Source organism: Janibacter anophelis NBRC 107843 (genome assembly GCF_001570945.1).
In the GTDB taxonomy this organism is placed as follows: Bacteria; Actinomycetota; Actinomycetes; order Actinomycetales; family Dermatophilaceae; genus Janibacter; species Janibacter anophelis.
This window is the reverse complement of record NZ_BCSQ01000046.1, coordinates 17626-28093: the sequence shown is the minus strand read 5'-3', so window position 1 is coordinate 28093 and position 10468 is coordinate 17626. Positions and strand designations below refer to the sequence as shown.

The window sequence follows — 10468 nt, the reverse complement described above, 5'->3', positions numbered from 1 at the left end:
GCGGGCCGACGCCCGCCAGTCGATGTCGCGGATGTCGTCGCCGACGGCGTACTCGCGCAGGTCGTCGAAGTCCATCGAGCGACCCTTGTGGACCGAGGCATAGCCGCCGTCGAGCAGCGCGACCGACCGACGCCGCACGTGGATCGACAGCTTGCCCTTGACCTTGTGCACGAGGCGCGTCATGGCGGCCCCTACGGGGTGCGCACGGCGCGCACGACGGCGTCGATGATCGTCTCGACCCGCACGTCGTCGGCGGTGGCCTCGTAGGTGAGCAGCACGCGGTGGCGCAGGACGCGGTGGGCCAGGTGCCGCACGTCCTCGGGGATGACGTGGTCGCGGCCCTGCAGCAGCGCGGCGGCCCGCGCCGCCTTGGCGAAGGCGATGGAGGCACGCGGGCTGGCGCCGATCTCGACGTAGCGCGCCAGCTCGGGGGGCATGACCTTGCCCGGGGTGCGCGTCGCGGCGACGATGAAGGTGATGTAGTCGAGGATCGCCTTGTCGAGGTAGACCGAGCCGGCGAGCCGCTGCAGCTCCCGGGCGTCGGCGACATCGATCATCGCGCGGTCGGGCTGGTCGAAGACGCCGGCGTCGATGCGGCGCACGACCTCGGCCTCCTCCGCCGGGCTCGGGTAGTCGAGCAGGTCCTTGAGCATGAAGCGGTCGAGCTGCGCCTCGGGCAGGACGTAGGTGCCCTCCTGCTCGATGGGGTTCTGCGTCGCGAGGACGAGGAAGGGCTCGGGCACCTTGAAGACCTGGCCCCCGATCGAGGTCTGGCGCTCCTGCATCGCCTCGAGCATCGCCGACTGCGTCTTGGCCGAGCTGCGGTTGATCTCGTCGAGCAGGACGAAGTTGGCGTGCACCGGACCGAGCTGGGTGACGAACTTGCCCTGGCTCGCGTCGTAGACCTGGGTGCCGACGATGTCGCTGGGCAGCAGGTCGGGGGTGCACTGGATGCGCTTGAAGGAGCCGCCGATCGCGGTCGCGAGCGCGTGCGCCGCGGTGGTCTTCGCCAGACCGGGGACCGACTCGAGCAGCACGTGACCGCTGGTCAGCAAGCCGATGAGCAGGGTCTCGCGCAGCCGCTTCTGGCCGACGACCTTGGCCTCGAAGCCCTTGTCGACAGCGGCGACGAGGCTCTGGGCCCGCTTCAGCTGGTCCTGACTGATCCTGCTCGTGGGTGGCACGGAGCTCCCCTTCGATCGTGCGGTCGATGTCGGCGCCACTCTACGGACACGACGCGGGGGCGGCACTGGGGAGGACTCCCCGGCGCCGCCCCCGAACGCTGGTCGAGGTGTGACGAGCGCCAGCGAGGAGCCTCGAGACACTCTCAGCTGGTGATCTTCACCTCGTGGAGCGAGACGCCGTACCGCGTCGCCCGCTCGTCGGTGACCACTCGCACGTACCTGGCGGAGGTGGCGGGGACGGTGTGGTGGTCCAGCCCCCCGTCGCTGTCGGTCACGGTCTCGACCGTGGTCCAGCTCGTGCCGTCGAGACTGGTCTGGAGCCGGTAGCGGCGGGCGAAGGCGGCCTCCCAGTCCAGCGTCACGGAGCGCACCAGTCGGGGCGTGCCGAAGTCGACCTGCCAGCGAGCGAGGTCGCCCCACCGGCTCGCCCACCGGGTCGAGCGGTCGTCGTCGATGGCCCGGCCGGCTCGGTAGGAGTCCCACAGGGACCACTCCGTGGAGCTGGCGGTGGCGACCGCCCCCTTCGTCAGGTCGGCGCCCTCCTGCCACCCGGTCGTCGACGCCCAGGTGCGCAGGTACGACTCCGGACCACGCAGCAGGTCCTGGACGACCTGCTCGCCCTCGGAGCCGCCAACGGTGCGCATGTCCTGGATCCAGTCCGGGATCATCCCGTAGTGGGCGACGCCGTCGGTGTTGTAGTCCCAGACCCGCTCACCGGTCACCTGCCGGTCGACGCTGCCCTTGCCGGTGACCGTGGCGAAGGGGTACTTCAGCGGGGTCGTGCCGGCATCGTCCCGCGGGGGCGGGGTGCCGCCGAACCCGTTCATGTCCATGCCGTAGCCGTAGCCGACGTCGTACTTCTCCCGGGTCGGGTGCTCGGCGTGCCCCTCCTCGACGAACTCCCGCGCGCCGTGCCCGTACTGGGTGATGAAGCCGCCGAGCCGGTAGATCCGCTCGGTGAAGTGCTTGTCCATCCACGAGTGGCTCGAGACGACACCGGGGTAGCCCTCGGACTCGAGGACCTCCATCGTGCGCTTGGCCGCCTTGACGCTCTGGTGGTCCAGCTCGACGATCAGGCCGCGGTCCATCATCCCGCGCAGGGCGTACTCGCCGAGCGAGGTCAGGCCGCGCGTGTTGCAGTGCGGGCCCTCCGGGTAGATCGGCAGCACCTGCACCGGCATGAGCTGGGCGACCTTGGGCGGGATCACGCCGCCCTCGACGGTGTTGTCGTGCAGCTGCGTGCGGCACTGCTCCACCTGCCAGAACTGGCCGGTGGACAGGAAGTTGCCCGCGTTGACGACGATGCCCTGCGTGCCGGAGTCGAAGCGCACCCCGCACAGCGCGTTGTCGAACTTGTGGCACAGGTACATCGAGCGGATGCCCAGCTCCTTGACCTCGTCGAGGCCGGCGTCGATCTGCGCCTTGGTGCAGTGCGAGACCCCGAGGGTCATGCCGCACCCGAAGGGAGCGGAGACCTCCATGCCGAGGATGACGGCCATCTTGCCCTGCTCGACGTAGGTGCGCGCCTCCTGCGGCGTGTAGGCGATGCGGAACCAGCCCTTGCCGGGACCGCCGTGGCGCGCGTCGATGAAGGCCTCGAGCTCCTTGGTCTCCTTCACCTGCCGGCGCACGACGTCCATGTCGTTGCACGAGCTCGTGTTGACCTGGGTCGGCAGCGAGCACAGGACGGAGTTGTTGACGGTGTCGGCGACCATGATCCGCTGCCCACCGCGCCAGGCCCGCTCGATCCAGCGGTAGTACATCTGCTGGTGCGTCAGCGAGGACCACTTGGGCGCGTCGGTGAACGAGGGGTAGAGCGTCGTGTCGTGCGGGTCGAGCGGGCCCTTGCCCTCGAGGTGGGTGAGGTTCTCGATGAGCGCGGTGCGCCCGTCGCTGCCGTGGCTGTGGCAGTCCTGCAGGGCGTCCTCGATGCCGAGCTCGCTGAAGGTCTTGCCGCAGACGATGTCCCCGCCGAAGCCCTCGTTCGACATGAGGTGGGTGTGCGCGTCGATGAGGCCGCGCACCTCCCCCTTCGGCCCGGTGCCGGTGAACGGCGCGCCCGTGACGTTGACCTCGGAGTCGACCGCCTGCGGGTCGCTCTGCTCGTACCAGGGCGCGGGGCCGGCCGTGGCGCCGCCGGCGGTGGTGCCGACGAGGGCGGCGAGCACGAGCAGGACGAAGGGGGCGACCCACCGCCTCCGACGACGTGTGCGTGAGGTCATGGCGGGGCTCCGATCGGTGGCGACGAGTGGGACGCCCTTCGAGGCTACTCGCAAGTAACCTCATTGGCTACCGGTGAGTAGTATCCGGGTGCCGCACAGGCGGTCGGCGCCGCGAGTGGGCTGTGCTCTCATGGGTCGGTGATCGACGACCCCGCGCCGGCTCCCTCGTGACCACCCCCGACCCGACGCACCCCGTCCCGCGCCCCGTGCAGGCCGGGCCGCGCGAGGTGCTCGCGCTCGCCGTCCCCGCCTTCCTCGCGCTCGTCGCCGAACCCCTCTTCCTCATGGTCGACGCCGCGGTCGTCGGCCGGCTCGGCGTCGTCCCGCTCGCCGGGCTCGGCACCGCGAGCTCCGTACTGCTCACGGCCGCAGGGATCTTCGTCTTCCTCGCCTACGGCACGACGAGCGTCGTCGCCCGGCAGTTCGGGGCCGGGTCGACGCCGGGCGCGATCGAGGTCGGCACCGGCGGGGTGTGGCTCGCCGGCGGGCTCGGGCTGGTCAGCGCCGCCGTCGTCGGGCTCGGGGCGCGACCGCTCGCGAGCGCCTTCGGATCCTCGCCCGGGGCGCTCGACCAGGCCGTGGTCTACCTGCGCGTCAGCGCCCTCGGCCTGCCCGCCATGCTCCTCGTCCTCGCCGCGACCGGCATCCTGCGAGGCCTGCAGGACACCCGCACCCCGCTCGTCGTCTCCGCCGCCGGCTTCGGTGCCAATGCCGTGCTCTCCGTGGCGCTCGTCCACGGCGCCGGCCTGGGCATCGCCGGCGCCGCGTGGGGCACGGTCATCGCACAGTGGGGCATGGCGGTGGCGCTGCTGGCGGTCGTGGCGCGCGCCGGGATCGAGGCAGGGGCCTCCCTTCGCCCCCACGTGGGACGGGTCGTCGACGCCGCACTCGACGGCGCCCCCCTGCTCGTGCGCACCCTCGCGCTGCGCGCGATCCTCCTGCTCACGGTCTCGGTCGCCGCGGCCTTCGGCGACGTGCCGCTCGCGGCGTACCAGGTGACGACGACGATCTGGTCGCTGCTCGTCTTCGCCCTCGACGCCCTGGCCATCGCCGGCCAGGCCCTCACAGGGGCCACCCTCGGCAGCGGTGACGCCCGCGGGGCCCGGGCGGCCACCTCGTTCATGGTGCGGTGGGGCGTGTGGGGTGGCGTCGCGCTCGGGCTGCTGCTCGCGGCGCTGCACCGCGTCCTGCCCGCACTCTTCACCGACGACCCCCAGGTCCGCAGCGCGATCGCCGCCGGGCTGCTCGTCGTCGCGCTCGCCCAGCCGCTCTCGGGCTACGTCTTCGTCGTCGACGGAGTGCTCATCGGCGCCGGTGACGGTCGCTGGCTCGCTGGCTCGATGGTGCTCGTCCTGCTCGCCTACCTGCCCGTCATCCAGCTCGCGCGCGTGCTCGGGCAGGGCCACGGACCCGAGGTGGAGGTCGTCACGCTGTGGCTGGCCTTCACCGCCTTCATGGCGATCCGCGGGCTCTTCATGGCCTGGCGCGTGCGCGGTGATGCGTGGGCCGTGACCGGCGCCCGCCGGACGTGATGCAGATCACGGACTGATATCAATCGCTGGCCAAGGGCCGTTCACGGACCACCGGCGCACCACATCTGCTGTCCTCGATGCCCATGGTTTCCGTAGCCCTTGCCCAGACCGCCGACGGCGGTGTCCTCACCGACATCGAGGAAGCGATCGATGGCTTCTTCGAACCCTTTGCCGCGTGGATCTCCGGCTGGGTGTTCTACGCCTTCCCCGTCGGGGGCATCGAGATCCCGATCGTCGTGCTGTGGCTCGTCACCGCAGCCATCATCATCACCGTGGCGCTGGGCTTCGCGCAGTTCCGCTACTTCAAGCTCTCCACGGAGGTCATCCGCGGGAAGTTCTCCCGGAACGACGACCCCGGCGAGATCACCCACTTCCAGGCGCTGTCGTCCGCCCTGTCGGGCACCGTCGGGCTGGGCAACATCGCCGGTGTCGGCGCCGCGATGGCGCTCGGTGGTGCCGGCGCCACCTTCTGGATGATCGTGTGTGGCCTGCTCGGCATGGCGACCAAGTTCGCCGAGTGCACCCTCGGAGTGAAGTACCGCCAGCAGAACGCTGATGGCACCTTCTCCGGCGGCCCGTTCAAGTACATGCCCGTCGCCTTCGGACGGCTCTTCGGCAAGTGGCCCGCGATGATCCTCACGGGGCTCTTCGCGATCGCCATCTTCGGCTTCGGCGTGGGCGGCGGCAACATGTTCCAGGCCAACCAGACCTTCGTGCAGGCGCAGGAGGTCACCGGCGGCAGCGACGGCTTCCTCGGCTCCGACGGCGCCGCGCTCGTCTTCGGCCTGGTGCTGGCGGGACTCGTCGCCGCGGTCATCATCGGTGGGATCAAGTCCATCGCCCGCGTCACGAGCAAGCTCGTGCCCTTCATGGGCATCACCTACGTCATCGCGTGCCTGTTCGTCATCCTGAGCAACGCCGACCACATCCCCGCCGCCCTCACCGACATCGTCCAGGGGGCTTTCAGCCCTCAGGCCGGACTCGGCGGACTCGTCGGTGTCCTGATCGTCGGCTTCCAGCGCGCGGCCTTCTCCAACGAGGCCGGACTGGGTTCCGCACCGATCGCGCACTCCCCCGTCAGGACCCGCCGGCCCGTCTCGGAGGGTTTCGTCGCACTGATGGAGCCCTTCATCGACACCGTCATCGTCTGCACGATGACCGCCCTGACGATCATCATCGCGGACGCCCCGTCCTTCCAGAACGGCATCAACCAGGTCATCGACGGCGGGGCCGTGCCCGACGGTGTCAGCCTGACATCGGACGCCTTCGCGACCTTCCTGCCGTGGTTCCCCTCGATCCTCGCGATCGCGGTCGCGCTGTTCGCGTTCTCCACCCTCGTCACGTGGAGCTACTACGGGGAGAAGGCCTGGGAGTTCTTCTTCGGTCACTCGAAGGTGTCGCTGAACATCTACCGGCTCATCTTCTGCACCTTCACGGTCATCGGGACGGTCCTGACCTTCGGCCAGGTCCTGACGATCACCGACTCGTTCCTCTTCATCTGCGGCTTCATCAACCTCGCCGCCCTCTACATCCTGCTGCCCGAGGTGCGCCGGGAGATGAAGCACTACCTGGCGGACCGCAAGTCGGGCCGCCTCTTCGAGCTGGGCGCCGCCGACGACGCCGAGCTCGCGGCCATCCGCGAGGAGCACGGCAACACCGGAGAGCTGCCCGCCATGGAGGGCACGGAGCAGTCGCACCACCAGGACTGAGCACGACCGATGCAGGGGTCGGGCGACAGCGGGATGACAGCCACCCGCACGGGTCCCCGGCCCCTGCGCCGTCTGGTCAGACGACCGCGGGGCGGGTGCTGTCGGCGTAGGAGTGCCACCCCTGGCCGGCGAGCCCCTCGGCCACGCGGGCACGGCCGGCCGCGCCCTCGGCCCGCACGACGGCCAGCTCCGAGGGCCGCAGCGGCACGACGGTGAGCACGCGCACCGTGGCGTCATCCACCGGGAACTGCGCCGGGCGACCCGGCAGCTCCACCCCCACGAGCGCACCCAGGCGGCCGTCCGAGGCCCACCCGTCCGGCGCGTGCTCGTCCGAGAGCTCCAGCGAGAGCACCGCGTGGTCGGCGAGGGCGCGGCCCAGGCTCTCGCCCGCGCCGGCGAGCGCGCCGGCCGCCTCCTCGAGGACGCCGGTGAGCCACCGCCCTTCGCCCATCGGGCCGGAGACGAGTTCACGACCCTCGACGTAGAGCTCGACGCCGAGTCCGGGGCCGCCCCCTTCGCCGGAGTCGCTCAGGCCATCGGTCGCGACGATGCCGGAGTGCGGGGTCGTCACGACGATGTAGGCGGAGGCACCACCGGGCCACAGCGCCGGCTCGTCGGCATCGCCGACCGCCCCGTGCTGGGTGCCGACCTGTCCGATGCCGCGCCAGTACCCGGCCCGCTGCTCAGGGGTGCGCTCGGTCTGCTCCATGGAAGTCACCCCTGCATACTGCCCGCTGGCTCCGGTCGGCGAAAGTCAGCGGAGCCCACCCCTCCGGGCACACGGCACGACGAAGGGGGTCCCGCCCGCGGCGAGACCCCCTCCGGTGACCGGCACGGCCGGTCGCGACATCACTTCGTCGTCAGGCGCAGCGTGAAGTCGGCGTGGTCGTCCTCGCCCCACATCGCGAACCCGACGGCCGACAGCGGAGCCAGGTTGGCCCGGGTCTCGTCGTCCATCTCCGAGCCGAAGGTCTCGACGAGCTTGCCGATGTCGGCGTAGCCGACGACACCCGCCTTGTCGGCGTCCGGCACCGCGTCCTTGAAGGCGTCGGAGTCACTCAGACCCTGGGTGCCGGCGATCTCGTCGGCGTACCCGGCGTCGGTGGCGACGACCGTCCGGTTGTTGCCGGCGTCCTTGACCGTGAGCGGCGAGCTGCTCGCGGAGCTGCCGGTCGCGCCGACGACCTTGTCGATCAGGCCGCGGTCACCATTGCTGACGAAGGCGACCTTCGGGGTGTCGGCACTGGGGCCCATGGCGATCGAGGTGTCGCTGCCGACGGCACTGGCCAGGTCGTCAGGGACGGACAGGCCGGTCTCGCTCGTGAAGGAGTCCAGCCCCTCCTGCCAGTCGTCGCCGAGGGCTGAGCGGGCGTTCTTGTCCAGCTCCGGCCAGGCCTTGCGGATCGACTCGTCGAGGCCCGCGATCGAAAAGGCCGCGACGGTGCTGCTCGGCAGGTCACCGATCGAGGTGCCGTCACCACCGGGCACACTGCCGGCCGGCAGGCCATTGGCTCGGCCGGCCAGCTCCAGTGTCGGGCCGTCGAAGCGCAGGGCGACGGCGTAGCGACCCTGGGTCTGGGAGTCGCCGGCCGGGGCCACCCCGACGACGCTCTCGAGCTCGCCCAGCTGGGTACCGTCGAACCACGCGGTCGCCACACCGTCCTCACCGAGGTCGTCCATGTCCTGCGCGAAGTTGGCGTTGTCCTCGAGCGAGGCGTTCTTGGCGTCATTGACCGCCTTGTCGACGACCGACTGCTCGTCACCGCAGATGGCGAAGTCGGGCTGCACGCTGCAGTAGCCGCCGTCGGCCGTCATCTTCGACAGGCCGGCCCTGGCGGCGTCCTCGTCGGTGCTGGCCAGCGCCATGACGGCCTCGGGCTCGCCTCCGTCGGCAGCCGGCACGAGCGCCATGCCGATGCGCTGACCCAGCCACGGCTCGACGTCCTGGGCGTAGTCGACGCCGGGGAACTCACCGTCGTCCTGCAGCTCCTCGAAGAGCTCCTTGCGCAGGTCGGCGTTCTCGTCGATGCCGGCCAGCGGGTCCTGGGCGCCGGGGAACTTGCGGGCGAACCGGAAGGCGTCGAGCTTTTGCTCCGCCGAGGGGTCGAGGTCGATCTTGGCGAAGGCCAACGTCGTGGCCGGCAGCGCCGCCTCGGGCTGGGGGCCGCCACCGTTGACCTTGCTGAAGGCGTAGATCGCCCCGCCGCCGAGCAGGCCGAGCGAGAGCACGCCGGCTGCGCCGAAGGCACCCCACTTGAGGGCCTTGTTGGAGCGCGGGGGCTGCTGCTGCGGCGGCTGGTGGCCCCACTGCCCGGGCTGCTGGGGCTGGCCCTGGAAGGGCTGGCCGGCCGGCTGACCGTAGGCAGGCTGGGGGTGCATCGGCTGGCCGTAGCCCGAGGGGGGTGGCGGCTGGCCGGGTCCGGGAACGGGCGGCTGCTGTCCGTAGGGCGGCATGGTCATGGTGTTCTCCCCGTCGATCTGGCGTCTTGACCCAAACCTTACGGTCGAGCGCCCCGATGCGACATGGGGAGGACTACCCACCCGGGTCGCCGGCCGTCACCCCGTGTAGCGGATCTCCACGCGACGGTTCTTCTCCCGGCCCTCGGGGTTGTCCTCGCCGCCCTTGTCGTTGTCCGCGACCGGGTCCTTCTCCCCCTTGCCGCTGACGTCGAGCTCGAGGTCGTCCCGCTCGTCCTCGATGACGTCGGCGACCGCTCGAGCGCGCTCCTTGGACAGCGTGAGGTTGTCCGCGTCGGAGCCCACCGAGTCCGTGTGACCGACGACCGTGACCCGCGCGCCGTCGGGGATGTCCGCGATCGCTTCCACGACCGCATCCTGGGCGCTCTCGCCGAGCTCGGCCTCGGCGAACTCGAAGAGCACGTCGGTGTCGAGGGTGACGACGGTGCTGCCACCGGAGGTCGTCACCTCGGGCTCGAAGGGGTCGATGTCCGGCACGTCGATCGCCTGCACGTCGGGGACGTCGATCGGGCTGCGGTGCTCGTTGACCTCGCTGTCGGAGAGGCTCGGCAGGTTGTCGATCCTCAGCGGCTCGTCGTCGTCCGCGCCGGCGGAGGAGGCACCCACGACGACGAAGGGGGCGACGAGCGTGGCGGCGACGAGGGCACGACCGCGGGTGCCGGTGATCATTGCGGCATCGGGACGTCTTCGATGGCCGGGGACTCGGAGGTCACCCACAGGTCCATCGCGGTGACGCCATCGCGCGGTAGCGGGAAGGCGGTGAAGAGGTAGACCGGTTGGCCCAGCGGCGCCGACGCGTCGACCTCATCGCTGGAGAGGTCCTCGACGTGGCGGTACTTCTCGAGGTTCTTCATGTCGATGAAGCCGGGAGCGAAGGAGGAGTTCCCGAGCAGGTCGTACCCCGACGCCTTCTCCGTGCCACGTCCCGAGCCGGTCAGACGGAAGGTGGCCAGCATGACGTTGTCGTCCCGGCGCAGCTCGAGCAGCTCGATCTTCGTCTCCTCGATGGCGTCGCGGTCGACGTTGAGCGTCGCCTCGGCGATGGCCGCGGGCGGGTTCTCCAGGTCGATCCCGGCGGTCTTGGCCCCGTTTTCGTCAGGATTGCCGGTGACGACGCCCGAGGTCTGCGACGACGACGAGCCCGCCCCCTCGTCGTCCCCACCCAGCATCGAGCAGCCGCTGAGCGCGAGGGCGGCGGCCGCCCCCAGCGCGATGGCACGTGTGCGCATGTCTCTCTCCCCGGTCGATGTCGAACGCTGGCCACCCTATGGGGTGGTCCGGGGGGTGCGGCAGGGGGAGGACTCCCCTGTGACCGGGACGACGAAGGGGGGACGCCCGCCTCG

8 protein-coding genes and 1 pseudogene are annotated in these 10468 nt (G+C 70.8%); 2 read left to right on the top strand and 7 right to left on the bottom strand.

Features of this window, described 5'->3' with window-relative positions:
* The 3 genes and pseudogenes from JAN01S_RS12305 to JAN01S_RS12295 all read right to left on the bottom strand — a co-directional run.
* Positions 1 to 183 (bottom strand): annotated as a pseudogene (locus JAN01S_RS12305) (DUF58 domain-containing protein); the annotation flags it as partial.
* Positions 184 to 191: 8 nt separating this feature from the next.
* Complete coding sequence (locus JAN01S_RS12300; RefSeq protein WP_068318710.1) at positions 192 to 1184, bottom strand: AAA family ATPase; 993 nt, start codon at positions 1182 to 1184, stop codon at positions 192 to 194.
* Positions 1185 to 1327: 143 nt separating this feature from the next.
* Positions 1328 to 3406 (bottom strand): discoidin domain-containing protein, encoded by a 2079-nt coding sequence (locus tag JAN01S_RS12295; protein ID WP_068318705.1) that lies wholly within the window; start codon positions 3404 to 3406, stop codon positions 1328 to 1330.
* A gap of 167 nt (positions 3407 to 3573) precedes the next feature.
* Between JAN01S_RS12295 and JAN01S_RS12290 the strand changes: the two genes are divergently transcribed.
* Both JAN01S_RS12290 and JAN01S_RS12285 read left to right on the top strand, forming a co-directional pair.
* Complete coding sequence (locus JAN01S_RS12290) at positions 3574 to 4938, top strand: MATE family efflux transporter (protein ID WP_068318703.1); 1365 nt, start codon at positions 3574 to 3576, stop codon at positions 4936 to 4938.
* Between the two features lie 83 nt (positions 4939 to 5021).
* Entirely contained in the window at positions 5022 to 6647 is a 1626-nt protein-coding gene (locus JAN01S_RS12285; protein ID WP_068318697.1) for an alanine/glycine:cation symporter family protein, read from the top strand.
* Between the two features lie 76 nt (positions 6648 to 6723).
* On the opposite strand, the gene JAN01S_RS12280 is transcribed toward JAN01S_RS12285, so the two are convergent.
* The 4 genes from JAN01S_RS12280 to JAN01S_RS12265 form a co-directional block, all read right to left on the bottom strand.
* A complete protein-coding gene (locus JAN01S_RS12280; RefSeq protein WP_068318696.1) occupies positions 6724 to 7356 on the bottom strand; it encodes a hypothetical protein in 633 nt (210 codons plus the stop codon).
* Between the two features lie 140 nt (positions 7357 to 7496).
* A complete protein-coding gene (locus JAN01S_RS12275) occupies positions 7497 to 9107 on the bottom strand; it encodes a DUF3352 domain-containing protein (protein WP_068318695.1) in 1611 nt (536 codons plus the stop codon).
* 96 nt (positions 9108 to 9203) lie between these two features.
* The gene (locus JAN01S_RS12270; RefSeq protein ID WP_068318690.1) at positions 9204 to 9794 is read right to left on the bottom strand and encodes an OmpA family protein; all 591 of its coding nucleotides are present in this window, start codon (positions 9792 to 9794) and stop codon (positions 9204 to 9206) included.
* Positions 9791 to 10354, bottom strand: coding sequence for a hypothetical protein (locus JAN01S_RS12265; protein ID WP_068318687.1), 564 nt, complete (start codon positions 10352 to 10354; stop codon positions 9791 to 9793). Before JAN01S_RS12265 ends, JAN01S_RS12270 begins: the two co-directional genes overlap by 4 nt.
* Between the last annotated feature and the right edge of the window lie 114 nt (positions 10355 to 10468).

Excerpts from the sequence above, each read along its gene's own strand:
- JAN01S_RS12295 (WP_068318705.1), bottom strand. The coding sequence starts at position 3,406 with ATGACCTCACGCACACGTCGTCGGAGGCGGTGGGTCGCCCCCTTCGTC.
- JAN01S_RS12285 (WP_068318697.1), top strand. The coding sequence starts at position 5,022 with ATGGTTTCCGTAGCCCTTGCCCAGACCGCCGACGGCGGTGTCCTCACC.
- JAN01S_RS12280 (WP_068318696.1), bottom strand. The coding sequence starts at position 7,356 with ATGGAGCAGACCGAGCGCACCCCTGAGCAGCGGGCCGGGTACTGGCGC.
- JAN01S_RS12275 (WP_068318695.1), bottom strand. The coding sequence starts at position 9,107 with ATGACCATGCCGCCCTACGGACAGCAGCCGCCCGTTCCCGGACCCGGC.
- JAN01S_RS12270 (WP_068318690.1), bottom strand. The coding sequence starts at position 9,794 with ATGATCACCGGCACCCGCGGTCGTGCCCTCGTCGCCGCCACGCTCGTC.
- JAN01S_RS12265 (WP_068318687.1), bottom strand. The coding sequence starts at position 10,354 with ATGCGCACACGTGCCATCGCGCTGGGGGCGGCCGCCGCCCTCGCGCTC.